This is a genomic window from Microbacterium sp. AC026, from assembly GCF_979258475.1.
Genome location: NZ_OZ409857.1, coordinates 808,451 through 833,028, shown reverse-complemented (window position 1 = coordinate 833,028; position 24,578 = coordinate 808,451). Strand labels below are relative to the sequence as shown.

General features: G+C 67.8%; 26 protein-coding genes. 17 read left to right on the top strand and 9 right to left on the bottom strand.

The features are described 5' to 3' along the window. Positions 1-16: 16 nt before the first annotated feature. A complete protein-coding gene (locus tag ACZZ93_RS04340) occupies positions 17-730 on the bottom strand; it encodes a GAP family protein (protein ID WP_072591087.1) in 714 nt (237 codons plus the stop codon). 225 nt (positions 731-955) lie between these two features. Here ACZZ93_RS04340 and ACZZ93_RS04335 point away from each other — a divergent pair, with 225 nt between their 5' ends. Together ACZZ93_RS04335 and ACZZ93_RS04330 are read left to right on the top strand one after the other, a co-directional pair. Next, positions 956-1,804, top strand: a complete 849-nt coding sequence (locus ACZZ93_RS04335; protein WP_463510536.1) for an AAA family ATPase — start codon at positions 956-958, stop codon at positions 1,802-1,804. Between the two features lie 571 nt (positions 1,805-2,375). After that, positions 2,376-3,494, top strand: a complete 1,119-nt coding sequence (locus ACZZ93_RS04330) for a helix-turn-helix transcriptional regulator (RefSeq protein WP_463510535.1) — start codon at positions 2,376-2,378, stop codon at positions 3,492-3,494. Between the two features lie 34 nt (positions 3,495-3,528). Here the strand turns inward: ACZZ93_RS04330 and ACZZ93_RS04325 are convergent, their stop codons facing one another. Together ACZZ93_RS04325 and ACZZ93_RS04320 are read right to left on the bottom strand one after the other, a co-directional pair. Next, on the bottom strand, positions 3,529-3,696 hold the full coding sequence (locus ACZZ93_RS04325; protein WP_463510534.1) for a hypothetical protein: 168 nt from the start codon (positions 3,694-3,696) through the stop codon (positions 3,529-3,531). A 280-nt stretch (positions 3,697-3,976) separates the two neighbouring features. Further along, positions 3,977-4,363 carry an SHOCT domain-containing protein gene (locus ACZZ93_RS04320; RefSeq protein ID WP_053095723.1) on the bottom strand — a complete coding sequence of 129 codons (387 nt, stop codon included), beginning with the start codon at positions 4,361-4,363 and terminating at the stop codon, positions 3,977-3,979. A gap of 131 nt (positions 4,364-4,494) precedes the next feature. Here ACZZ93_RS04320 and ACZZ93_RS04315 point away from each other — a divergent pair, with 131 nt between their 5' ends. The 11 genes from ACZZ93_RS04315 (at position 4,495) to ACZZ93_RS04265 (ending at position 15,136) form a co-directional block, all read left to right on the top strand. After that, on the top strand, positions 4,495-5,625 hold the full coding sequence (locus ACZZ93_RS04315; RefSeq protein WP_463510533.1) for an AI-2E family transporter: 1,131 nt from the start codon (positions 4,495-4,497) through the stop codon (positions 5,623-5,625). A gap of 108 nt (positions 5,626-5,733) precedes the next feature. Continuing rightward, positions 5,734-7,407 (top strand): SulP family inorganic anion transporter, encoded by a 1,674-nt coding sequence (locus ACZZ93_RS04310; RefSeq protein ID WP_295101634.1) that lies wholly within the window; start codon positions 5,734-5,736, stop codon positions 7,405-7,407. Then, positions 7,400-7,831 carry a DUF6325 family protein gene (locus ACZZ93_RS04305; RefSeq protein ID WP_053095726.1) on the top strand — a complete coding sequence of 144 codons (432 nt, stop codon included), beginning with the start codon at positions 7,400-7,402 and terminating at the stop codon, positions 7,829-7,831. The genes ACZZ93_RS04310 and ACZZ93_RS04305 overlap by 8 nt, the downstream gene beginning before the upstream one ends. 1 nt (position 7,832) lies before the next feature. Further along, positions 7,833-8,096 carry an SHOCT domain-containing protein gene (locus ACZZ93_RS04300; protein WP_463510532.1) on the top strand — a complete coding sequence of 88 codons (264 nt, stop codon included), beginning with the start codon at positions 7,833-7,835 and terminating at the stop codon, positions 8,094-8,096. Further along, positions 8,093-8,188 carry an SHOCT domain-containing protein gene (locus ACZZ93_RS04295; protein ID WP_463510531.1) on the top strand — a complete coding sequence of 32 codons (96 nt, stop codon included), beginning with the start codon at positions 8,093-8,095 and terminating at the stop codon, positions 8,186-8,188. The genes ACZZ93_RS04300 and ACZZ93_RS04295 overlap by 4 nt, the downstream gene beginning before the upstream one ends. A 31-nt stretch (positions 8,189-8,219) precedes the next feature. Further along, on the top strand, positions 8,220-8,894 hold the full coding sequence (locus ACZZ93_RS04290) for a GAP family protein (RefSeq protein WP_072591091.1): 675 nt from the start codon (positions 8,220-8,222) through the stop codon (positions 8,892-8,894). A 25-nt stretch (positions 8,895-8,919) separates the two neighbouring features. After that, positions 8,920-10,284 (top strand): coiled-coil domain-containing protein, encoded by a 1,365-nt coding sequence (locus ACZZ93_RS04285; RefSeq protein ID WP_463510530.1) that lies wholly within the window; start codon positions 8,920-8,922, stop codon positions 10,282-10,284. A gap of 76 nt (positions 10,285-10,360) precedes the next feature. Beyond that, positions 10,361-10,990: a hypothetical protein gene (locus ACZZ93_RS04280; RefSeq protein ID WP_463510529.1), complete on the top strand. Its 630-nt coding sequence runs from the start codon at positions 10,361-10,363 to the stop codon at positions 10,988-10,990. A 10-nt stretch (positions 10,991-11,000) separates the two neighbouring features. Further along, positions 11,001-12,698, top strand: coding sequence for a SulP family inorganic anion transporter (locus ACZZ93_RS04275; RefSeq protein WP_222839166.1), 1,698 nt, complete (start codon positions 11,001-11,003; stop codon positions 12,696-12,698). Positions 12,699-12,803: 105 nt separating this feature from the next. Beyond that, the gene (locus ACZZ93_RS04270; RefSeq protein ID WP_463510528.1) at positions 12,804-15,011 is read left to right on the top strand and encodes an arylsulfatase; all 2,208 of its coding nucleotides are present in this window, start codon (positions 12,804-12,806) and stop codon (positions 15,009-15,011) included. Continuing rightward, on the top strand, positions 15,008-15,136 hold the full coding sequence (locus ACZZ93_RS04265; protein ID WP_463506679.1) for a hypothetical protein: 129 nt from the start codon (positions 15,008-15,010) through the stop codon (positions 15,134-15,136). Before ACZZ93_RS04270 ends, ACZZ93_RS04265 begins: the two co-directional genes overlap by 4 nt. Before the next feature lie 16 nt (positions 15,137-15,152). On the opposite strand, the gene ACZZ93_RS04260 is transcribed toward ACZZ93_RS04265, so the two are convergent. The 5 genes from ACZZ93_RS04260 to ACZZ93_RS04240 form a co-directional block, all read right to left on the bottom strand. Continuing rightward, entirely contained in the window at positions 15,153-16,781 is a 1,629-nt protein-coding gene (locus ACZZ93_RS04260) for a SulP family inorganic anion transporter (protein WP_463510527.1), read from the bottom strand. A 74-nt stretch (positions 16,782-16,855) separates the two neighbouring features. After that, positions 16,856-17,563 (bottom strand): potassium channel family protein, encoded by a 708-nt coding sequence (locus tag ACZZ93_RS04255; RefSeq protein WP_198032394.1) that lies wholly within the window; start codon positions 17,561-17,563, stop codon positions 16,856-16,858. After that, a complete protein-coding gene (locus tag ACZZ93_RS04250) occupies positions 17,560-18,642 on the bottom strand; it encodes an AI-2E family transporter (protein ID WP_463510526.1) in 1,083 nt (360 codons plus the stop codon). The genes ACZZ93_RS04255 and ACZZ93_RS04250 overlap by 4 nt, the downstream gene beginning before the upstream one ends. 31 nt (positions 18,643-18,673) lie before the next feature. Then, entirely contained in the window at positions 18,674-19,630 is a 957-nt protein-coding gene (locus ACZZ93_RS04245) for an HAD family hydrolase (protein ID WP_400340834.1), read from the bottom strand. Positions 19,631-19,759: 129 nt separating this feature from the next. Then, a complete protein-coding gene (locus ACZZ93_RS04240) occupies positions 19,760-20,134 on the bottom strand; it encodes a MarR family winged helix-turn-helix transcriptional regulator (protein WP_463511720.1) in 375 nt (124 codons plus the stop codon). Positions 20,135-20,384: 250 nt separating this feature from the next. Here ACZZ93_RS04240 and ACZZ93_RS04235 point away from each other — a divergent pair, with 250 nt between their 5' ends. Both ACZZ93_RS04235 and ACZZ93_RS04230 read left to right on the top strand, forming a co-directional pair. Beyond that, a complete protein-coding gene (locus tag ACZZ93_RS04235) occupies positions 20,385-21,224 on the top strand; it encodes an SDR family NAD(P)-dependent oxidoreductase (RefSeq protein ID WP_463510525.1) in 840 nt (279 codons plus the stop codon). 14 nt (positions 21,225-21,238) lie between these two features. Continuing rightward, complete coding sequence (locus ACZZ93_RS04230; protein ID WP_463510524.1) at positions 21,239-22,846, top strand: DHA2 family efflux MFS transporter permease subunit; 1,608 nt, start codon at positions 21,239-21,241, stop codon at positions 22,844-22,846. A gap of 373 nt (positions 22,847-23,219) precedes the next feature. Here ACZZ93_RS04230 and ACZZ93_RS04225 read toward each other — a convergent pair whose 3' ends face one another. Further along, positions 23,220-23,534, bottom strand: a complete 315-nt coding sequence (locus ACZZ93_RS04225; RefSeq protein ID WP_072591100.1) for a hypothetical protein — start codon at positions 23,532-23,534, stop codon at positions 23,220-23,222. A gap of 106 nt (positions 23,535-23,640) precedes the next feature. On the opposite strand from ACZZ93_RS04225, the gene ACZZ93_RS04220 reads away from it, so the two are divergent. Continuing rightward, entirely contained in the window at positions 23,641-23,862 is a 222-nt protein-coding gene (locus tag ACZZ93_RS04220; RefSeq protein ID WP_230100619.1) for a hypothetical protein, read from the top strand. A 57-nt stretch (positions 23,863-23,919) separates the two neighbouring features. Continuing rightward, a complete protein-coding gene (locus tag ACZZ93_RS04215; protein WP_463510523.1) occupies positions 23,920-24,477 on the top strand; it encodes a YegP family protein in 558 nt (185 codons plus the stop codon). Positions 24,478-24,578: the final 101 nt, after the last annotated feature.

Genomic DNA, 24,578 nt, shown 5'->3' with positions numbered 1-24,578 from the left:
CAACGAATTCGTTCGCTCACAGGAGCCCTGAGATGCCCTTCTGCAGCTGGAGGGCGCCGATCACGAGCAGCAGAGCGGCGTTCATCACATGGGTGTTTCCGGCGACCCATCGTCGGGCGGAGTCGAGCAGCGGCTGCGAGCGCTCGCCTCGGATCGCGACGTAGAACACCGGCACCGCGATCGGCAACGTGCCGACGACCACGAACGCCAGGGCGACCCAGACCGCGTCGTCGCCGACCTGCGCGAGCGAGATGTCGAGCGCCGCGATGATGGCGCAGGACGCGTCGACGGGGTTCAGCACGAAGAGCGCCAGCCCGAGGAATCCGGTGCGCACGGGTCGGAACGTCTCGACGGCATGCAACCACCCCGGCAGCTGCGGAGCGGCCGCGACCACCTGCTGGGGCGAGGATGCGGCGGCCATCTGACGGATGCGCGCAGAGCCCTTGCGGTAGACCCAGACGGCGGCGCCCGCGAGGAACAGTCCGATCACCAGGCGGAGGATCGGCACCCAGAGCGGCGGTTCGCGAAGCCCGTGCACCTCGAAGACGCCGAAGAGCCAGAGAGCCAGCGCCAGAAGGCCGGCGAGCCCCACGACCCACCCGATCAGGAACGCGATGCCGTTCGCACTCGCTCGTCGGGAGAGCAGCACGGCCACCAGAGCCATGATCGCCAAGGGGCTCAGGACGACTCCGAGCGCGACGGGGATGAGTGTGACCAGCAGTTCACCCATGGGCGGCCTCATCCGTCATCGCGAACCTCCCCGCGCACGATCCGGCGCGCTGATCTCAGAGTGCACCGAGGACGGCGCGGATGGCGTGTCCCTCACCCGATGCGGGTGAGGGCTCGCGGGACGGTGTCGTCGGTGACGTGGCGACGTGGAATCGCTCCCACCGACTGGTGATCGTCAGGGAGACATGCTCTTGTCCGATATACCGCCCGTCGCTAGGTTGAGGGCATGGCCTCCCCCACGCGCCTGTCTCGTCCTGTACCCGCTGTGCGCTTCCGCCCTCCGGAACGACAACCGGGAGGCGTGCGGCGAGCGCGTGTGAACGATGCGCTGGTCGAGGCGGCGAGCGGGCGGCACCTCAGCGTCGTCAGCGCTCCGAGCGGGTACGGCAAGACGACGGCGGTCGCCGAATGGGCATCCGGCACCGACGAACTCGCCTGGCTCGCTCTGACTCCGTCGGATGCTGAACCCGGGTTCCTCGCGCAGGGAGTGGTCGATGCGCTGATCGTCGGCAGTGAGCGAGCGGGCCGCTCCCTCGCCCTCACACGCGGTCTCCTCGACCCGATGCGTGCCTACGCCGAGATCTGCGAGGGCCTCGAGACGGTCGACGACATCGTGCACCTCGTCATCGACGACGCGCAGCGCGCCGGTGAGCACTGGCGAGACGGACTGCTCGGACTGCTGGCCGAACAGCCGCCGGACAATCTCCACCTGGTGCTCGTGGGAACGACCCTCCTGGACATCACGCTGTCGCGGGAGCATCTGATGGACCCCGGCGCCTTCGTCGGATCCGACACACTGCGCTTCACGCGGTCCGAGATCGAGCGGATCGCGGGCGTGGGGGCGACGGGGCTGGACGCAGAGACGATCCTGCGCGAGACGCACGGATGGCCGATCGCCGTGAAGCTCGTGGCGATCGGCGGGGCGCGCCCTCATCCGACGCCGCGACGGCATCCGCGTTCCTCGGCGACTACGTGCGCGACCACGTGCTCAGCGCGCTGCCTGACGAGACCAGAGAGTTCGTGCTCGATGCCGCCATCTGCCATGAGCTCACGCCAGAGCTCGCGAGCGCTGTGACCGGGCGTGCTGATGCGGCGTCGCTGCTCGACGACTGCGTGAGGCTCGGGCTCTTCCTCGACCGGTTCGAGGCGCCGCACGGCGTCGTCTACCGCTGGCATGGCTCGTTCGCTCGGCAGTGCATCGAGATCGCTCGCAAGGATCCCGAGCGCAGCGCCGAGCGTCATAGACGCGTGGCGCAGTTCTGGGAGGCCACCGATCCCCTGATGTCGGTCGCGCACTCGCTGCGGGCGAACGATCCGACGGGGGCCAGAGCCACCTTCATGCGCCACTGGATGCGTCTGGTCATGGGAGTGTGCGCGGCCGAGGTCGAGCGCCTCGCCACCGTCCTGCTGGGCTATCACCCGGACGACGCCGAGATCTTCGCCGTCCGAGCCTGCGCGACGGATGTGCTGGGCGAGCATCATCTCGCCCGCGAGCTGCTGGATCGCGCCGAGGCCGCACACCAGCGCGCCGGGGAGGATGCTCGACGACCCTCGCGATCGCACAGCTGTTCGTCGCCGATGACCGCGCGCACGCGATGTCGGCGGGTTCCACGTTGCGTTCGCTGCTCGCCAGCTCGAAAGAGCTCATGGTCGACCGCGCCGCCGTCAACTACCTCATCGGATGGTCGGAGATCCGGCATCCCACCAACCCCACGCTTCCGGCCGAGTACTTCGGCGCCGCAGCCCGAGAGATCGAGGGCTCGGGCGAGGTGGGGCTGTGGAAGCGGGCGCTCGGCCACCTCGCATTCGGCCAGACCTGGGAGGGCCGGTTCACGGATGCGGAGAGAACCCTCGCCGAGATCCAGGCACCCGGCACCGCGCTGTCGGCCGCGATCGGCTATGCCGGCGGCAGCACCTCAGCAGCAGCCGGTCTGGTCGCCTACTGGGCGGGTGAGACCGACGATGCGGTGCGGCACTTCGAGGCGGTGCTTCTGACCAGCGGGCATGACCCGTCATTCACGGCGGTCGCGCGGATGATGCTGGCGTACGCGGCCGCAGAGGGAGGCGAGGCCGCAGCATGCCGACGGGCTGCGATCGGCGTCCAGGACATCCCCCTCGAACTGCTCCACGGCGTCTCGTGGCCCGTGTTCCGAGAGTCGGCCATCGCACTCCTCGAGGAGGCCGTCGGAAACGAGGAGCGAGCCCTGCGGATCGCTCGCCGACACCTGGCGATCCCCGACCTCCCCCTCATCGGCGTCGCGCTCGCCGGGGTGCTCCGCCGGGGTGGAGACTACGCCGCGGCGTTGGAGATGCTGCGATCCATGCGCATCTTCGCGGAGGTCTCGTACGTCAAGTCATCGACGCTGATCACGGCCGCGGTCATGCGCCGTCACGTGGGCGATCACGACAAGGCGCATGACCTGTGCGAGGCGGCGATCGCGGTCGCGTCAGGCGAGAACGTGCGTCTGCCGTTCGGGCGCCGGGAGACGGCTGTCCGGCGACTCCTCAGCGAGCACGTGCACCATGGCTCCGAATTCGAGGACTTCATCGGCCGATGCCTGGCATCGGATGCAGCGAGTCCCGTGACCGGCTCGCTGTCCGACCGTGAGAGAGACGTCTTCCGGCAGCTGCAGACCTCTCGCACTCTCCCGGAGATCGCGAGCGAGCTGGGCCTGTCCATCAACACGGTGAAGACCCATCAGCGGTCGATCTATCGCAAGCTGGCGGTGTCGTCGCGACGGGAGGCCGTGCGGACCACGCTGTGAGGCGCAGGCTCCGCACCCGGGTGATATCCCACCCTCAGGTGCGGCGACGGGCGCGCTCCCAGACCGCGTTGGCCGTCGCCGCGGACACGGAATAGGTTCCGATGAGCGGGTGGCCGAGACGGGCGAGGTCGGAGGAGAGCTGTGCGAACCACATCGGCTCCACGAGAACCACGGCTGCCCAGGCGCCGACAGGGAGCTCCATCGCGATGCGCCGGGCGTCGTCGCTGCCGACCAGGCCTGCGATCTGCAGTGACAGACCGGCGAGCGAGAACTCGGCTTCGTCGATCTCGGTGAGGTCGTAGCCCCTTCGCTCCGTCGATGCAGGAGGAAGAAGTCGAGCAGCTGCACCGTGCTGCTCTCGACCTGGCGCAGCAGCGACTCGAGCAGTGCAGGACTGGGACGGTCGGATCCGATCCTCACGACGAGGATCTGCACATCCCCGAGTTCGCGAGGCATCTGTCCGCCCGCCCCAGTCTCGGCTGTCAGGCCAGGGCCCGAGCCTTGATGGAGGCGAACTCCGCCTCGGTGATCGTTCCGGAGGCCAGGAGCTTGGCCGCCTTGTCGATCTCGTCGCTCGGGCTGCTGCCGGCGACGCTGCGGATGTAGCTGTCGGCCGCGTGCTGCTGCGCCTGCATGGACGAGACGTTGCGCTCTGCCATGCCGGGGCCGCGGGCGATCAGGTACACCAGTGCCGTGAGGAAGGGCACGAAGACCAGGAAGATGATCCACAGCGCTTTGAGCCATCCGTTCAGCGCATGGTCACGGAACAGGTCAGCGACGATGTTGAAGAGCACCATCAGGTAGGAGATGAATACGAAAGCCCAGAAGAACCACCAGATGATGGCCCAGAAGCTATCCCATATGGACATTGCAGACTCCTCTCGTTGAGTTTCTGTCTGTGGTGATAGTGGCACCGAGCATCATCGAAATCGCCGCCCCCTCACCCGGAGCGGGCGAGCGGCCGCCCGGACCCGTCCGGACGCCTCGATACAGTCCTCGTGTGGATGTGACCGACCCGCAGGATCCTGTGGCCACGCCGGCGACCCCGTCGCGGTGGGGTCGTCTGCAGCGAGTGCTCCCGGCGCATCCGCTGCGCTCGGGTTTCGCGGTCGCCCTCGGAGTGCTTCTCGCGATGGCGATCGCCGCCACGATCGCGGGCATCTCCACCGTGCTGATGTCGATCTTCCTCGGCGTCTTCCTCGCCCTCGGGCTCGATCCGGCGGTGCGGGCGCTGGAGCGCCGCGGCGTAAGCCGCCCCATCGGCGTCGCGATCGTCGCGGTCGCCTTCCTGCTGCTCGTCGTCGCGATCCTGCTCGTCGTCGTTCCGGCCATCGTGCGTCAGCTCGCCGCGGTGGTCGTCGGTGCGCCCGAGGCGATCGAGTCGATGCAGCAGAGCCAGTGGTACCTCGATCTCGAACGCAATCTCGGCGTCGACCTCTCGGCGGTGGTCGCGGAGGGGGTGCAGTCGCTCACGACCCTGTCATCGTTCCTGACGATCTCGGGAGGGGTCCTGAAAGCGGGATTCGGAGTCATCGGGGCGGTGTCGAGCTTCGTGATGGTCTCGGTGCTGACGCTCTACTTCGTCGCGTCGCTGGAGAGCATCAAGCAGTCAGTCGCTCGGCTCGTCCCCGCCTATCGGCGAGCGAGCTTCTCACGACTGCTCGACGAGGTGACGTCGTCGGTGGGCGGGGTGGTCGCCGGGGGAGTCACGCTGTCGTCCATCAATGCCGCCGTGGTGCTCGTCCTCCAGCTGCTCGTGGGGTCGCCCGCGCCGGCGGTGCTGGCGATCGCCGCGTTCTTCGTCACCCTCGTGCCGATGATCGGGTCACTGGTCTTCCTCGTGATCGGCGGCATCGCCACGCTGTTCGTGAGCCCGACGGCTGCGCTGATCTTCGTGATCGCGTACTTCGCCTACATCCAGATCGAGGCCTACGTCGTCACGCCGCGGGTGATGGGTCGCGCTGCCGCCGTGCCGAGCGTGCTCGTGATCATCGGCGCGATGATCGGCGCCACGCTTCTCGGTCTGCTCGGGGCGCTCGTCGCGATCCCGATCACCGCATCGATCCTGATCGTCATCCGCCAGGTGTGGATCCCGCGCCAGGACAGCGAGACGACGCCGCCCATCGAGTGACCGGCGCCCTTCACCCCCTTCGGGTGAGCGGCGGCGTCTCCGCCGACGCACCGATGTCAGCATGGGCACATCGTCCCGCATCGAGGGCGCGAGCGCGGAGGTGACGAGGTGCAGAGACCGCTGGCCGGCGTCACCCGTCACAACCTCGTGCGTGAACTGCTCGCCGGCGTCACGCTCCTCGCGATCGCGATCCCCCTGAACATCGGGTATGCGCAGATCGCAGGTCTTCCCCCGACCGCAGGGCTCTACGCACTCGTCGTGCCGACGATCGTCTACGTGCTGGTCGTCTCGTCGAGACAGCTCGTCGCCTCGCCGGACGCGGCGGCGGCGGCGCTGGTCGCCTCCTCGATCGGAGGCCTCGCCGCGGCCGGCTCAGACGACTACATCACCATGGCACTCGCGCAGGCGATCATCTGCGGCGTCATGTTCGTGCTGCTCGCGGTCTTCAAACTGGGATTCCTCGCGAACTTCCTCTCGAAGCCGATCCTGGTCGGATTCGTCGGGGGCCTGGCCCTCGACATCCTCGTCTCGCAGATCGCCAAGATGCTGGGCGTCTCGATCGATTCAGGCGGCGAGTTCGTCGACAAGCTGGCGGGTCTCGTCGGGGGTCTCGGCACCACGAACCCGTGGTCGCTCGCGATCTCCATCGCGTCGGTCGCGATCCTCGTGCTGGGTCGGCGGATGCTGAGCGCGGTGCCCTGGGCGCTCGTCGTGATGGTGCTCGCCACCGTGGTGGTGCTCGGCACCGGCCTCGCGGATCGTGGCGTGGCCGTGCTCGGCGAGGTGCCTGCGGGCGCACCGACCCTCACCTGGCCCGTGCTCGACTGGCAGACGTGGCTGCTGCTCGTGCCGTCGGCCATGGCTCTGACCCTCGTGACCACGGCCGAGGGGCTGCTCGTCTCCCGCTCGTACGGCGAGAAGCGGCATTACCGCACGTCTCCGAACCGAGACCTGCTCGCGTTCGGCGTCGCGAACATCGCCGCCGGGGCCCAGGGCAGCTTCGCCGTCGGGTCGTCGACCAGCCGCACCGCGGCGATGGACCAGTCGGGCTCGCGCACTCAGCTGCCCTCGCTCGTGCTCGCCGCCGGGACACTGCTGCTGCTGCTGTTCGGCACCGGACTGCTCGAGGACATCCCCTCGCCCGCGATCGGCGCGATCGTGGGGGTCGCGATCCTCCCGCTGCTGGGCATCAGGGAATTCGCCGCACTGTGGCGGATCGATCGGTTCGAGTTCGCCATCGGCGCCGTGTGCTTCCTGGTGACGCTGTTCGTCGGTTCCATCCCCGGCATCCTGATCGCCTTCGTGCTCGCTCTCATCAACCTGGCGAGGCGCGCGTCGAGCCCGGCGATCGACGTGCTCGCCGACGATGATCGGCCGACGGCATCGCTGCTCGACGCCGCGCAACCGGGCGCGATGACCGCACCCGGGATCGTCGTGGTGCGGATGGCTGCGCCGCTGTTCTTCGCGAATGCGGATGCGTTCGCGACGGCGGTGCGCTCGGCGGTCGAGGCGCCGGGGCCGGGTGCCGTGCGCCACCTCGTCATCGACATGGAGGCGGTCACCGATGCGGATGTCACCGCGGCGGAATCGTTCGAGAGCCTCATGGAGTCGATGCGATCCCATGGCGTGACGGTGTCGTTCAGCCGTCTGCGCGCATCGGCGGAAGACCGACTGAAGAAGCTGGGGATCCTCGACGACCAGAGGGTCTTCGACACCAATCGTGCGGCGATCGAAGAGCTCAGCGCGCGCGCACCGTCAGAGAGAGGAACACGAGATGAATGATTTCCGCTACGGACCCGTGGAGTACTACCTCGTCGGGTTCGAGGGGAGGCATCCGGATCCGAGCATCTTCGGAGCGCTGGACGACCTCATAGGCGCGGGGACGGTGCGACTGCTCGATGTCGTCGTCCTCGCGAAATCGGACGACGGGGAGATCGAGGTCTTCGACCTCGAAGCGGGCGAGGTGCCGGGCCTCAGCGAGCTCGACCCGCTGGCCGCAGGCCTCGCCGGCGACGAGGACATCGAGATGCTCGCCGAGCTCGTGCCCGCCGGCAGCTCGGCCGCGATCGTCGTGCTCGAGCTCGCCTTCGCGAGGGCGCTCGCCGAGAACCTCGCACGTGCCGGGGGAGAGGTGCTGCGGACCGACCGCATCCCCGCCCCGGTCGTCAACGCCATGATGGACATCCTCGAGCAGGAAGGAGAGTGACATGCCTCTGAGGAGATTCGGCCGTCCGGGACTGATCGGACTCGCCGCGAGAACAGCAGTCGTCGCAGGAACCGCGTCGGCGGTGTCGGGGGCGTCGATGCGTCACCAGCAGCAGCGGGCGGAAGGACAGTACGAGCAGCAGCAGTACGAGGCCGCCCAGCAGCAGGCGCAGATAGATGCTGCAGCCCAGAACGCGGCGGCGCAGTACGCAGCCGCTCCCGCAGCTCCCCTGCGCCTCCGGCTGCGGGCGGCGCAGACGACATGATCGCCAAGCTCCAGCAGCTGGCATCGCTGCGAGACTCCGGCGTGCTGTCGGAGGAGGAGTTCTCCGCCGCGAAGCAGAAGCTGCTGAGCTGAGCGGCCGAGCGGGCGAGGAGAGGGAGACGTCATGGGTCCGGTGATCGGTCAGCTGCTGCCGCTCGCGGTGGGCATCGCGATCAGCCCGCTGCCGGTGATCGCCGGCATCCTGATGCTGATGTCTCCCCGCGCCCGCTCCACAGGGGTCGGCTTCCTCGTCGGATGGCTCGGGGGGATCGTGATCGTGGCTGTGCTGTTCGCCGCCCTCTCGTCGGTCCTCCCGGACCAGTCCGGCGACGGAGCCACTCCGATTCTCGGGGTGGTGCAGCTCGTCCTCGGTGTGCTGATGCTGCTCATGGCGGTGCGCCAATGGCGGGGTCGGCCGAAGCCGGGCGCACAGCCCGAGATGCCGAAGTGGATGGCGCAGATCGACGGGATGACGTTCTTCGCGGCACTCGGGCTCGGACTGCTGCTCGCGGCGCTGAACCCCAAGAACCTGCTGCTCGGAGCCAGTGCCGGCGTGACTCTGGGTGGCGCGGGGCTCGGTGTCGGAGACATGGTCGTCGTGGTGGTGATCTACACGATCCTCGCGTCGTCGACGGTGTTGATCCCGGTCGTCGGATTCCTGCTCGCGTCGGAGCGCCTGCGCGCGCCGCTGGGCAGATTGCGCGACTGGCTGCAGGCGGAGAACGCCGTCATCATGACGGTGCTGCTTCTCGTGCTGGGTGTGGTGATCATCGGCAAGGGCATCGCCGCCTTCGGGTGAGCGACGCAGAACGGAGGGGACTCGGATGAGTGAACTGGATGAGCTCCGCGAGCGCGTCGTCGCGCTCGAACGGGAGAACGACGAACTCCGCACGCCGAAGAAGCGACGATTCCGAGCGAAGAGCGTCGTCGGTGCGATCCTGCTCGTGCTGGCTGTGGTGCTCGCGCCCGTCGCCGCGATGGGAACCTGGGCCCGTCTGCAGTTGGTCGACACCGAGCGCTTCGTCGCCACATTCGCCCCGCTCGCGTCCGATCCGGATGTGCAGGATTTCGTCGCCGATCAGGTGACCACCGCGATAGACGAGCAGGTCGACATCTCGGCGGTCGTCGGCGAGGTGTTCGACGGCATCCGGTCGCTCGGGCTTCCACCGCGCGCCGACACGGCGATCTCGCTGCTCGAGGGCCCCGCCGCGAACGGCGCGATCTCGCTGATCGACGGAGTGGTGCGCGATGTGGTGCGGTCAGACCAGTTCGCCGACATCTGGACGCAGTCGCTGCGCTTCACCCATGAGCGGGCCACGGCGATCATCCAGAACGCACCGGGCACGGCGGTGCAGCTCGGCGACGACGGTGCGGTCACGATCGAACTCGGAGTGGTGATCGACCGGGTCAAAGAGGCGATGTCGGAGCGCGGGATCGGCCTCGCCGACGTGATCCCCGAGATCGACAGGTCGATTCCCATCGCCCAGGCGGATGCCCTCGCACTGGTGCGCACGGTGTACCAGGTCGCGGACATCGGCGGCTTCTGGCTGCCGTGGCTCGTGCTCGGCCTCTTCGTCGCCGGCGTGCTGCTGATGCGCGATCGACCTCGAGCGCTCTTCTGGTCGAGCGCAGGTTTCGCTCTCGTGTTCCTGCTGCTCACGGCGGGCATGGGCATCGGGCGAGGTGTGTTCATCCGCGCGGTGAGCCCGTCGATCATGTCGGCCGCGGCGGCGACGGCGCTGTTCGAACAGCTCACGTCGCTCCTTGCGGGAACGATCGCCGCGCTCGCCCTCGTCGGTGTGCTGATCGCGATCTGGGCGTGGCTCGCAGGCTCGGGTCGAACGGCGGTCGCGTTCAGGGGACTCCTCGAGAGCGGGTTCTCGGCCGTACGCGGTGCGGCCGAGCGGCGAGGCCTCACGACCGGTGCCTTCGGTCGAGGGGTGGACCGCTTCCGAGGTCCGATCTTCCTCGTCGGTGCGCTCGCGGCGATGACGCTGCTGATCGTCACGCGACCGGTGTCGTTCGGGGTGGTCATCGGAGTCGGAGCGGGCCTGCTGGTCCTCGCGATCCTCATCGAGCTGCTGCGTCGGCCGGAGGGGGACGCGGACATCGCGCCAGTGGCACGTGATCCGCGAGCCGAACCGGTGTCGGAGACTCTGACGGAGCGTGCTCCGGATGCCGTGAGCTAGCCCGGCCCCGGCGGCGCTCACCCTCGACGGGTGAGCGCCGCTGCATTCGACACGGATCAACGCAGAAGATGGGCGCATGACGGACGACTCGACACCCGAACGCACGAGAGCCACGCGGATCCTCGACATCGTCACGGTCGTCCTGCTCTCGATCACCGCGGTCGTCACGGCATGGTGCGGATTCGAGGCGTCGAAGTGGGGCGGCGAGATGTCGATCGCCTTCAGCCAGGCATCCAGTGCCCGGGTGCAGGCGGCGTCGGCCCAGTCGACAGCCCAGGCCGCGCGTCAGTACGACCTCACCATCTACACCGAGTGGGTGCTGGCGGAGGCGGACGGCAGGCAGGAGCTGGTGCAGTTCATCGAGCAGCGGTTCACCCCCGAGTTCACGGTCGCGTTCGACGCCTGGATCGCTGAAGACCGCGAATCGCAGGGACCGTTCGTGATGAAGGAGTACGTGCCCCCGGGCACGAGGGAGGCCGAGGAGCTCAACGCGCGAGCCGATGCGAAATTCGACGAGGCCCTCGCCAACAACCAGCGCGGCGACGACTATTCGCTGCTGACGGTGCTGTTCGCCCTGGTGCTGTTCTTCGCCGCACTGTCGCAGCACCAGAGCGCGGTCTGGCGGCGCAGGACATTCCTCGCACTCAGCGGTGTGATCGCCCTCGTGGGGCTCGTGATCCTGCTGACGTTCCCGATCAAGATCTGACTCCGCTCCGATGCAGATGACCGGGGAGGAGCTGCGACAGCGCTGGTTGCGCTATCGGCGTCGGTTCGGCTCGCGCCGCACCATCCTCAGCGATCTGAAGGCCGGAATCGTGCTGGGGGTCGAGAGCGTCCCCGACGGGCTCGCGTCGGGTCTGCTCGCCGGGGTGAACCCCGTGATGGGGTTGAACGCCTACATCGTCGGGACGTTCGCCGGCGCGCTGGCCACCGGATCGGTCTTCATGTCCGTGCAGGCGACAGGCGCGATGGCGGTGATCATCGCCGATGTGCCCGAGGTCCACGGAGACGACGGCATGGGCGCGATGGCGATGCTGACCGTGATGGCAGGCATCGTGATGCTGGTGCTCGGCGTCGCACGGCTGGGCAGCCTCGTGCGCTTCATCCCGACGGCGGTGCTGATCGGATTCGTCAACGCCGTCGCCGTCAACATCGTGCTCAGTCAGCTCGAGAACTTCACGGGGTTCGACAGCGATGCCGACGCTCGTCTGCTGAGGGTCGTCGACATCGCCGCGAACCTGCTGCAGATCAGCTGGTGGTCCGTGATCGTGGGCACCGTCACGATCGGACTGATTCTTCTGCTCGAGCGCACCCCGCTCGGCGCGCTCTCGATGGTCGTCGCGATCATCGTCGGATCCGCGCTCGCCGTGGTGCTGCCCGACGGCGCGGTCGCGACGATCTCCGACGTGGCAGAGGCGGGTCGGAGTCTTCCCTCGATCTCCTTGCCCGACCTGTCGATGATCTTCGTGCTCATCGTCCCCGCGCTGTCGCTCGCACTGGTCGGTCTCGTGCAGGGAGCCGCGATCTCCGGGTCCATCCCGAACCCCGACGGTCGCTACCCCGATGCCTCCGCCGACTTCCGCGGGCAGGGCATCGCCAACATCGCCACCGGGATGCTGCAGGGCATCCCCGTCGGAGGATCCATGTCGGCGACGGCGCTGTCCCGGGCAGCAGGCGCCCGCAGTGCGGCCGGCAATCTCATCGCCGCCGTCGTGATGGTGCTCAGCGTGCTCGTGTTCGGGCCGCTCATCGGATACATCGCGATGCCCGCGCTCGCCGGCCTCCTGATCCTGGTCGGAGTCCGCACGGTCAAGCCGCGGCAGATCGTCATGGTGTTCAAGACGGGCGCCGTGCAGATCGCCGTGTTCCTCGTCACCTTCGCGCTCACGCTCCTCATCCCGCTGCAGTACGCGGTGCTCGCAGGTGTCGGTCTCGCCGTGGTGCTGCAGATCGCACGCCAGTCGAATCGCGTGCGGGTGCGTCGGTGGGTGTTCGACGAGCCGAACGGGCGTCCGATCGAGCAGGATCCGCCCCCGACCCTCGAACCGGGGGAGACGGTCGTGCTGACCCCCTACGGTAGTCTGTTCTTCGCCTCCGCGCCCTCGTTCCGTCAGCAGCTGCCCGACGCCGAGCACAGCAGCCCCGGAGCATTCGTGATCATCCGCCTCCGCGGCACGGACGAGCTGGGAGTGACCTTCCTCACGATGATCCGCACTTACGCCCAAGAGCTTGCGGCGGTGGGGGCCACTCTGATGGTCGCGGGCGTCGGCCCCCGGGTGCAGGCGCAGCTGGCGTCGACGGGGGTGCGCGCCGTCGTCGGCGAGGAGAACATCTTCGTCGAGCAGCCCCGACTCGGAGACGCGCTGCAGGACGCGCTCGCCGAGGTGTCGCGTCGCCGACTCGACGCCGGGTGATCGATGTCCCTCACCCTTCACGGGTGACGCGTGAGGGTGGGGGATCGCGGCATGACTAGCCTCCTCGGGACGGACCATTTCTCATACGGCGACGAAGGAGAGACGATGTCGGAATTCAACGCGGACTTCTCGGGCAGGATCGAGCTGGACGTCCGGGACTCCGTGCCCGACTGGTCGCCGTACGAGCTGCCGGTGGCACCCGAGGGCGCGCCGAACGTGCTGGTGGTCCTCTACGACGACACCGGCCTCGCCTCCTGGTCCCCGTACGGCGGACGCATCAACATGCCGACCATGGATCGCCTCGCGCAAGCGGGTCTCACGTACACGCAGTGGCACACCACGTCGCTGTGCTCGCCGACCCGGTCGACCATGCTCACCGGCCGCAACCATCACGTCAACCGTGCGGGCGTGATCATGGAGGGTACGAACGGCTTCCCGGGGTTCGCGGGGCGGCTCCCTGCCGAATGCGCCACGGTCGGTCAGATCCTGCAGCAGAACGGATACTCGACGTTCTGGGTCGGCAAGAACCACAACGTCCCCGAGGAGGACGTCGCCCCGGGCGGCAACCGCTCGATGTGGCCCCTTCAGCTCGGCTTCGACCGCTTCTACGGCTTCCTCGGCGGCGAGACGAACAACTGGTATCCCGATCTCGTCGAGGACAACCACTTCATCGACGCCCCCGCGACGCCGGAGGAGGGATACCACCTCTCGAAGGACCTCGCGGATCAGGCTCTGCGGATGATCCGCAACCAGCAGTCCTCGAACCCGTCGAAGCCCTGGTACATGTGGTTCTGCCCGGGTGCCAACCACGCGCCCCACCACGCGCCGCAGGAGTACATCGACAAGTACAAGGGCGCGTTCGACGACGGCTATGACGCGTATCGCGAGTGGGTGCTCGCCCGCATGGTCGAGAAGGGCATCGTCCCGGAGGGGACTGCCCTGACGCCGATCAACCCGCTGCCGGACGACGTCGCGAACCCCGCCGACGAGGTGCGCCCCTGGGACGAGCTGAACGACGACGAGAAGCGTCTGTTCGCGAGGTTCGCGGAGGTGTTCGCCGGGTTCTCCGAGTACACCGACGCGCAGGTCGGGCGCATCATCGACTATCTCGAGGAGAGCGGCCAGCTGGACAACACGCTGGTCTTCTACTGCGCCGACAACGGTGCGTCGGGCGAGGGCAGCCCCAACGGCTCCGTCAATGAGAACAAGTTCTTCAACGGATACCCGGACGACCTCGCCGAGAACCTGGCGATGCTCGATCGCCTGGGGTCTGCTGACACCTACAACCACTATCCGACGGGTTGGGCGGTGGCGTTCTCGACACCGTTCCAGATGTTCAAGCGCTACTCGCAGTTCGCCGGCGGCACGTGCGACCCGATGGTCATCCACTGGCCGAAGGGCATCCGCGCGCAGGGAGAGCTGCGTCACCAGTACCACCACTCGGTCGACGTGGTCGCCACGGTGCTCGACGTGGTCGGCATCGACATGCCTGAGGTCTTCCGTGGCGTGGAGCAGCATCCGCTCGACGGGGTCTCGATGAAGTACAGCTTCGACGCGGCGCCGGATGCGGCGACCGAGAAGAAGACGCAGTATTACTCGATGCTCGGCACGAGAGGGATCTGGAAGGACGGCTGGAAGGCGGCTGCCGTGCACGCGCCGCTGACCGGCAAAGGACACTTCGAGGACGACGTATGGGAGCTCTACAACGTCGAGGTCGACCGTTCGGAGTCGAACGACCTCGCGGCCAGCGAGCCTGAGAAGCTGAAGGAGCTCATCGCCGCGTGGTTCGAGGAGGCCGATGCCAACTTCGTCCTTCCTCTGGACGACCGCTCCGCGAGAGAGCAGCTCACCATCGATCGGCCCCAGGCCGAGAAGCCCCGGGAGCGGTACGTCTACTACCCCGACACCGCAGCGGTGCCCGAGAGCGTCGCGGTCAACGTGCGAGGGCGCTCGTACATGATCATCGCCGACGTCGTGCTCGACGAGGGCGCACAGGGGGTGCTGTTCGCCCACGGATCGAGGTTCGGCGGGCACTCGCTGTTCATCAAGGACAACCGCCTCACCTACGTGTACAACTTCCTCGGCATCCCGCCGGAGCAGACCTTCACTTCCGAGGAGCTGACTCCCGGTCCGCACACCCTCGGCGTGGAGTTCGTGCGGGAGGGGCGGGGGAGCACGGAGAGTCGCTCGGCACAGCCACGCTCTACGTCGACGACCAGGCGGTCGCCTCCGGACCGATGCGTGCCCAGATCGGCAAGTTCACGCTGTGCGGAGACGGGCTCTGCATCGGATGGGACAGCGCGGATCCGGTGAGCAGCCAGTACGGGGTGCCGTTCCCGTTCACCGGGGGCAAGCTGCTCGGGGTCGGTGTCGACGTCAGCGGCGAGCAGTACCTCGATCTCGAACTGGAGGCCGCCGCGATGCTCTCCCGGGAGTAGACCGCAGGCCCGGCCTCTAGCCGGTCGCGGTGAACGCCTCGTCGACGTTCGCATGCACCCGGCCCTCGGCGATCATGCGCTGATACCACTCGGTCTTCACCGCGATCGCCGTGGCACGTTCCGGCAGCGCGGCGATGTGCAGCGTGCTGCCCATCGCGGTAAGCTCACGGTCGAGGTCCTCCAGCATGTCGAGGACCGTGATCGTGACGATGTCGAGCCGCAGGGCGTCGAGGATCACGATGCGCACCGGTTCGGGCCGTTCGGCGACGATGTCCATGATCGCCCTCTCGCATGCGAGAGCGTTGGCCGTGTAGAGCCCGCGGACAGTGTGGATCGCGAGGCGTCCGTCGCGCTCTCCGATGATCTCGAGCCGCGGGATGTTGAGCTCTCGCAGTACCAGGATCAGCGTCAACGCCACTCCGGCGGCCACTGCGGCCAGCAGCCCGACGGTCAGGCCGAGCACGGCGACGATGAGCGCGATCCAGAAGTCCGTCGGACTGATCCGCGCCCACCGGACCAGCAGGGGGATGTCGATGAGCCCGGCCACGGCGAGGAAGACCATCGCCGCGAGAGTCGCCTGGGGAAGCAGCGAGACCACCGGGCCGAGGAAGACGGCGACCACGATCGCGAGCGCGACAGTGACGAGCGTCGCGAGCTGGGTCCTGGCACCGGCGTCCCGATTGACCGCGCTCTGCGAGAACCCGCCGGCGGCGGGGAGCACGGTGAAGAAGGTGCCGGCGAGGTTGGCGGCTCCCACGGCGACGAGCTCCTGGTCGGCGTCGATGGCGGGCTCGGTCATGCGGCGCATGCTGCGCGCGACTGCCGCGGTCTCGAGGAAGACCATCACCGCGATCGCGAGGGCGCCGGGAAGCAGCGCTCCGATCTGCGTGAGGTCGGGAATGCCGGGGGTCGGGAGTCCCGAGGGCACGGGATCGATGAGCGCCACACCTCTCTCGTCGAGGTTCGCGAGTGCGACGAGGACGATTCCGCCGACCACGACGACGAGGGTTCCGGGGATCCTAGGGGCGAACCGCTTCAGCACGAGGAGGACGATCAGGCTCCCGACCGAGAGCGCGACCGTGGGCAGGTTGATGCTCGCAGCGGCCGCGATCGCGGCCTCGATGGTTCGGAAGAACCCCTCTCCCGAGACTTCCGATGTCTCGCCCAGAAGCTTCGGGAGCTGCCCCACGGCGACTGTGCCGCCGACACCGATCTTGACCCCCAGGATCGTCGCCGCACTGATGTTCTCGACCAGGGATCCCCACCGCAGCAGGCGCGCACCGATGAGCAGCAGACCGACCAGCATCGCCAGGGTCATCAGGCTTCCGGCCGGGTCCTCGACGCTCGACGCGACGGATGCCGTCACCAGCGTCGTGGCCGTGAGAGTGGCGATGGTCGACGTCGTCGACACGCTCATCGCGCGGGACCCGCCGAGCAGCGCATACACCAGCATCGGGATGATGCACGTGTAGAGCCCTACCTGCACGGGCAGGTTCGCGATGGTGGCGTATGCCATCGCCTGCGGCACCACGACGGCACCGGCTGCGAGGCCGGCGACGACATCGCGCATCAGCCATTCGCGACGGTACCCCGCCATGCTCGGCAGGAGGACTCGCGGGGCGCGTCGCGTGGCGTGGTCGCTCATATGCTCATGCTGGCATCGAGACGCAGACCGGTCGCCGGCATGTCACCCGTCGAGGGCGAGGAGCGTCGTGTCGGTCACAGCTGCTCACGGGTCTCGTCGCGGTGGGTGATCCGTCGCACCCGGTCTCCGATGTACGAGATGACGAGCGCCGAGGTGGTGCCCACGATCGCGATGCCCCCGATCATCAGACACACCGCGTACACCCGTCCGAGAGTCGTCACCGGGTAGGTGTCGCCGTAGCCGACTGTCGCGATGGTGACGCACGCCCACCAGATCGCCGTGCCGAAGTCGATGATCGTCGCCTCAGGGGCGCCGCGCTCCACCTGCAGGGTGGCGAGCGAGATGAAGTAGACGAAGAGCACCGTGTACGCGAGGGCGAAGGTGATGATCTGCGCCCGGACCGCGTCGCCGGTGCGACGATGGAAATAGGGGAGGCCACGTGCGAGCTCGACGACTCGGAACGCTCGGAACAGGGGGACGACAACGGACAGGACTTCGACGGGATGGTGCACCAGGAATGCGACGCGGCTCCCGGCCGGGGTGAGCGCCACCCGCACGATGAGGTCGATGACCAATGCGAGCCAGGTGATCGCGATCTCGACCACGAGCACGAGGCGTACCCAGTCTGGAAGGCCCGGCACGAGCACGATCACCGAGTACGCGACGATGAAGCCGAGGCCGAGCACCGTGAGGGGAACGGTCGCAGCGGACTCCCAGCGCTGCAGCGTCTCCCGCGCACCCTGCGGCTCGTCTCGGGCGGTGCCGGTCACGTCGTCGGTCACCGCGACCACCGTCGGACGCGGCGTGAATCCCAGGGGATGCGACGAACGACGCGCCCTTCCCTGGTCGCCGGTGACGGGCGAGCGCCGCGGTCTCCCGATACCCAGCGCAGCCAGAGGGTGTCGTCACTGCCTTCGAGAAGCAGAGTGCGCGCCAGGAGAGTCAGCGGCACAGCCAGCAGAGCACCGACCGGTCCGATGATCACGGTCCAGAACACGACGGCGAAGAAGCTCAGCGTGACGCTGAGCCCGACGGCATCACTGACGAAAGCCGGCTGAACGAACACCTGCAGAACGACGTTGACGACGCAGTACACGATCACCACGCCGAGAAGCAGCGGCCACCCACCCACCGCGAGAGCCATGATCGCCGGGGGCACGAGTCCGATGACGAATCCGATGTTGGGGATGAAGTTCGTCACGAAGGCCAGGACGGCCCAGAGGACGGGGGCCGGCACTCCCAGCCACCAGAGCGCGAGGCCGTCCAGCGTCGCGACGATGGCGCCGAACACGGTGTTCACCACGTAGTAGCGCCGGATGTTCGTGTTCAGCCGCGATATGCGCGCGATCGTCTCGGCCTTGTGAGCGCCGAACACGGTCGACGCATGCTGGTAGCGTCCGGCATCCACCGCCATCACGACCACGTAGGCGCAGACCAGGAAGAGAGCGACGGCGATGCCGAGGACAGCGCTGCTCACGCCCTGGGCGACGGCGATGAGAGCGGGCACGACGATGCGCGCGGCGTCACCGGAGTCCGAGCTCGGGCCTCCGGTGCCCAGAGCGGCCCAGCTGTCGAGCTGCGATGCGACATGCGTGAGATCGCCGCCGGGGGAGAGGTCGCCGAGGAGATCGATGAACTGCACTCCGGCGATCCACACCAAGGCGCCCATCGTGAGCAGCACAGAGTAGGCGAGGAGGATGATCGCCGTCACGCCGAGTCCTCGTGGCCACCCGCGCCGGACGAGAGCGCTGCTCGCCGGGCTGCAGATCACGACGACCACCAGAGCGACCGCGAGCGGCGCGATCACGTCGCGGAGGAGCCATGCTCCCGCCAGTGCGATCGTCGCGCACGCCAGCACCACGAGGACGTGGGTGCCGGCGGCGCGGGGGTGCTCACGGCACGTCTGCGGGTGATCCGGAAACGCCCGGGAACACCGTCTCCCAGTCGTCTCGCACGCTCACGACGATGTAACCGGCGTCGACGGCGCTCGCGAGAGCCGTCTCTGCACCGGCATCGTACGGAGTGTCCTCGCGGGAGTCGTCGTCATGGTGGATCAGCAGGGCCAGGCCCGGACGGGGGCCACGGCGAGCGAAATCGAGCATCGGCATGTCGCCGTTGGAGTTCCCGGCTGCGAAGAGCGGTCGGCGTCCGATCCTGCTCCAGATCCGCACGGGCTTCTCCGGCCCGTCATCGAAGAACGCCAAAGACGGCGCGTAGCGCACCACCGCCTTCTCCGCGTCGTAGCCGAGCCCGAACGCCGAGCCGATGACGCGTTCCGGCGGTATGCCGTAGTTGCTCTGCGTCATGGGTCGCATGAAATCGCGCTCGCCGCCTGACACGATGTAGCAGGTGAAGCCGTGCTGCTCGAGATACCGGAGGAGCTCCACCATCGGCTGATAGACCGCGTCGGCGTAGCGTCGCTGCAGCACGGGATGTGTCGCGGTCGCGAAGAACTCCGCCACCGACTCGGCGTACTTCTCCACGCTGACGCCATCGGTGAGTCCGCCGAGGGCTTGGAGGATGACGCCCAGATCCGAGTCGTCACCCGAATAGTGCTTGTCGATGGCCGCGCCCAGCCACGCGAGATCTCCGCTCACGGCGGCGCGGTACGGCTGCTTCTGCGCGAGCTCCGGGTCGAGCTCGGCGGCCACACGCCACTGCTCGACGACGTAGTGGAGCTGCGTCGGCATGGGCTTCTCCGACCAGAGGGTGCCGTCGTTGTCGAACACGGCGATGCGCTCTTCGACGGGAACCGCGTCCGCACCTTCCGTGACCGACAGGACGAAGCGCTCGATCGCGTCGCGCGTCGCGCCCTGGTTCCAGGATCGCAGCTGTGCCGGGTCGTCCATCGCGCTCTCGATTCTCTCGATACTGGTGCGTCGTGCAGGCCGTTCGTCGGCCCATCCTGACACCGGCCGAGCGCGCGGTGGAGACCCCGTCACCCGCTTCGGGCGAGGGAGCGCAGCCGTGCTCGGGCCTCAGCCGGCTGCTGCCGTGGGGCTCCAGCCGGAGTCCGGCCCGACAGCCGACGAGATCCGTCGACTGATCGTCGCGAGCTGTCGAGCTTGCGCGGCGGTGATCGCGTCGAAGACGAGCTGCTGCACGAGAGCGTGGTGGCCGGGCGTCGACCGTGTGACCTTCTCGTGTCCCGCCGCCGTCAGCACTCCGAGCGTGAAGCGCCCGTCATCGGGGTCCGCGACGCGACGCACCCAGTCTCTCGATTCGAGACGGGTGATCGCCCGCGAGAGGCGCGAGAGGGTGCAGCTCGCGTACCCGGCGAGCACACTCAGGCGCAGCGATCGTTCGGGCGCCGAGTCGAGAGCGAACAGTATGCCGTGCTCGAAGTGCGTCAGACCGCTGTCGCGTTGCAGCTGCGCGTCGAGTGCCGTCGGCAGTCGTTCGATGAGCGTGGCGACGGATGCCCAGATCTCGAGCTGTTCCGTGGTCAGGGGGAGGCGTCCGGCTGCTCTGACATGACCTCAGACTAGGTCATCGTGCCTCGGAGATGGTTATCGGTGAACTTGCCTGAGCAAGCCCCAGGATCTACGGTTAACTTTCCCAAGCAAGTAAAGAGACGCGTGTGCGTCGAGGAGAGGAAGCACCATGGATCTGCAGCTGCACGGGAAGACGGCGTTCATCAGCGGCTCGACGCAGGGCATCGGGTTCGCGATCGCCTCCGCGCTCGCCCGCGAAGGCGTGGACGTGACGGTGAACGGACGTGATGAGCAGCGTGTGGATGCGGCGGTCCGGCGACTGCGTGCGGAGCACCCCGGCTCGACGGTCTCAGGGCTGGCGGCGGACTTCGCGAGGCGAGAAGAGGTGGAGCGACTGACGGAAGCCTTGGGCGACGTCGACATTCTCGTCAACAATGTGGGAATCTTCGGCCTTGCCGAGTTCGAGACGATCACGGACGACGACTGGACTCGCTACTTCGAGGTGAACGTCATGAGCGGAGTCCGGCTGTCCCGCCACCTTCTCGCAGGCATGCTCGCGCGGGGGTGGGGCCGTGTCGTCTTCATCAGCAGCGAGTCCGGGGTGAACATCCCCGCCGACATGGTGCACTACGGCACGACGAAGGCCGCGATGGCCGCTCTCGGCAGCGGGCTGGCCAAGCGCACCAGAGGCACCGCGGTGACCGTGAACACGATCCTCGGAGGGCCGACGTATTCGGACGGGGTGGCGGCGAGCGTTGCAGCCGTGGCAGAGGCGCAGTCCCTTCCGCCCGAGGTGATGAAAGGCTCCATCATCGGTCAGAACCGTACGACGCTGCTCGAGCGGTTCATCGACCCCGATGAGATCGCGAGTCTGGTGACCTACATCGCCAGTCCTCGCTCATCGGCTACCAACGGCGCGGCGCTGCGGGCGGAGGGGGAGTGCTCACCGCGATGCTGTAGCCGGGTGCACCGCGAGATCGAAAAAACCGCACGCCGCGCTTATTGCTAGCTAAGCTAGTAGTCATGGAACGCTACATTCGCCTGCGCTGGGTGGGCCTGGTCTTCATCAGCATCGCCGTCTCGCTGATCATCGTCGACTCGACGATCGTGAATGTGGCGATTCCGGCGATCGTCGACGATCTCGGCATCACCTCCACCGAAGTGCAGTGGGTGCAGGAGGCGTACACGCTGGTGTTCGCCGCGCTGCTGCTCGTGTTCGGCAGCCTCGCGGATCGGTTTGGGCGTCGGCGCGTGATGATCATCGGAGTCCTGGTCTTCGCCGCATCCTCGGTGCTCGCGGCCTTCGCTCCGGACGGCGGGATGCTGATCCTCGCCCGTCTTGCGCAGGGAGTGGGCGGATCGATGATCCTGCCGACCACGCTGTCGATCATCAACGCCACCTTCCGCGGCCGCGAGCGGGGGATCGCCTTCGCGGTGTGGGGGTCGACGATCGGCGGAATGGCCGCTGTGGGACCGCTGCTCGGCGGATGGCTGACGACTGCCTTCTCCTGGCGGTGGGCGTTCGGGATCAACATCCCGCTGGGCATCATCATCGTCATCGGCGTGCTGCTCACGGTGGCGGAGTCGCGCAGCGACCGGACGTCGAAGATCGATGTGGTCGGGGCGATCCTCTCGGTCATCACCATGGCCAGCCTCGTGTTCGGCCTCATCGAGGGGCGCACGTACGGCTGGTGGCTCGTCGACCAACGTCCGCAGATCGGCGACTGGGCCTGGCCGCTCGATGTCTCTCCGATCCCCTTCGCCTTCGCGCTGGCGATCGTGGCACTCGTCGCGTTCATCACATGGGGTGTGCATCGCGAGCGGCAGGGCAGGTCCACGCTGCTTGCTCTGCGTCTGTTCTCCATCCCCTCGTTCCGCAACGGCAACATCGCGGCGACAGTCGTGTCGCTGGGAGAGTTCGGCATCATCCTCGCTCTGCCGCTGTGGCTGCAGTTCGTCCTCGGCTTCGATGCGCTGCAGACCGGACTCCTGCTGCTCGCGCTCGCCCTCGGATCCTTCGTCGCGAGCGGTGCCGCGGGGGCGGCCAGCGGAAAGATCGCTCCGGTGTGGGTCGTCCGTGCGGGCCTCATCGCCGAGATCATCGGCGTCGCCGGAGTCGGCTTCGTCATCGCCCCCGATGCGTCGTGGGTGCCGCTGATCCCGTTCCTCTTCGTCTACGGCCTCGGTGTCGGCCTCGCCACCGCTCAGCTGACCGGCGTCGTGCTCGCCGATGTGCCGGTCGACGACAGCGGCGCGGCTTCGGGCACGCAGTCGACGTCACGACAGCTCGGTGCAGCACTCGGGGTCGCAGTGCTCGGCACCGTGCTGTTCACGAGCACGGCGGGGATACTCGCGTCATCACTCGACGCTCGGGGACTCCCGGCCGAGCAGCGTGATCAGATCGTGTCGGCCGTCGTCGACAGTGCGGGCGGAGCGATCAGCGGACTGGAGGCGCAGCCCGAGACGGCTGACATCGCCGACGACGCCAAGGCCGCGTTCTCCGACGGCACGCGTTTCGCGGCGTGGACGGCGGCAGGGTTCCTGTCCCTCGGTCTCCTGTCGACGATCTCCCTCGGAGCGACCGCCAAGACCCGACGTGAGGACCAGCCCGACGCGACGTCGGCCGCCTGATTCCGTCAAGTGCCGGGGCTACTCGATGTCCCACACCGTGTAGCCGACGACGCCGGCCGGGATGAACTCCATCGGCTTTCGTCAGCTCGTTCTCGATGCCTGTGATCCGGCCGGTGTCCTCGGAGATGAGGAGGGTGTTCTCGTAGGACGTCCCCTCATCGCTCACCCGGAGCCCGACCGAGTCTCGGCCGAGCCGGTCCTGCGACTCAGCCAGCACCGTGAGCCCGCCCGCATCGACGAGCATGTCGATCAGAGTGGCGTGCTGCTCGTCCGTCAGAGTCCAGTGGCTCGATAGCTGGCCGATGGCGAGCAGGAGGTCTCCCGACGAACTTCTGTTCCGGCGTCGAGAGCCTCTGCTCCGAAGTCGGTCTCGCTAGCCCTCATCGACGGTCACCGCATTGCCCCACACCCAGCACCGGAACGTCCGGTCGCCTGCCCGGAACTCGATGCCTGCGGCCAACGGTGTCGACCGCGCGAGCTTCGCATCGACCCGCACCGCTTCGGGCCCGAAGCGCACCCACGCGCGGACCGCACGATACGGCTGCGGATAGATCGTGACGGGCTGTTCCCGGAGCGCGAGCTCGCGCTCCGTCAGGGATTGAAGAGCGCCGGCGCGCGCTGCGGTGAGGATGGTCTGATGCTGAGAGCGCATGTCGTAGTGGGCTGCCAGGCGCTTGCTCGTGCCCATGCCGGCTCCCTTCTCCGGCCCAGTGACAACGGTAGCAAGATTCGAAGATTTGTTCTATTCTCGACTCATGCGACCAGCTCCTGCTCATCTGCCTGCGACTATATGGATGGTCGACGACATCCCGTCGCGAATGGTCTTCGCCGGGCGTCGGTGGAAGGTCTCCGACACGCCCACGCGACTCAGGGACTCGATCTGGTCAGCGGCGCCGGAGTCGGAGCGAGGGTTGTACGGATGGCGGTTCCAGGGCACGGATGACGAGGGCCACTCCCTGGTGTTCGACGTCTTCCGGGGTGAGGACGGGTGGCATGTGCACCACAGCTACGACTAGGGGTCAGGCGGACGGAATCCTTGTCCCGGCTCGGTCGGTGCGCGCTATCGTGTGGGCATGACGGACTCCGGCGCGACACTCCTTGCCGCGATCATCGCGGCCGGCGCGGCAGGAGTCGGACTGATCTGGTCTGTCGTCAGCTTCATGCTGACGAGGCGGACCCAGCGAGCCACGGATGCTCGTCAGGAGTGGTCGCGCCGATTCGAGCACGCACACGCGCTCGCGTTCAGCTCCGATCTCAAGGAGGCAGCGAGCGGCCTCACGCTCATCGAGGCGCTCGCGCGCGAGCGGTGGGTCACGGACGAGGATCGGGCGACCGCGGTGAGCATCCTCTCGTCTCTCACGAGGGTGGCTGAGGCGCCGGCGGCGCAGCTGCGCGCGACGATCCTCGCGGATGTCAGGAACCCGGCGGTCGCCGCTGCGCTCGGCAGAGTGGAGCCAGGGCCGAAGGGCCGGTTCGAGGTCTACCGCGACGCGTCCGGAGACTACCGATGGCGCCTCAAGAGCGCGGGAGGCCACTACCTGGCCGTCAGTGAGGGGCATTCCAGCAAGGCTGCCGCAATGAGCTCGCTCGAACTGGCCCGTCGTGAACTCGGCAGCGAGCCACCGGAGTAAGTGGGCCGCGAGCGCAACGAGAAAGGCCGCCTGGAACCAGGCGGCCTTTCTCGATATCTCGGGCTCCGCGTGCGAATTCTCATTTATGCAGCGCGTGACCC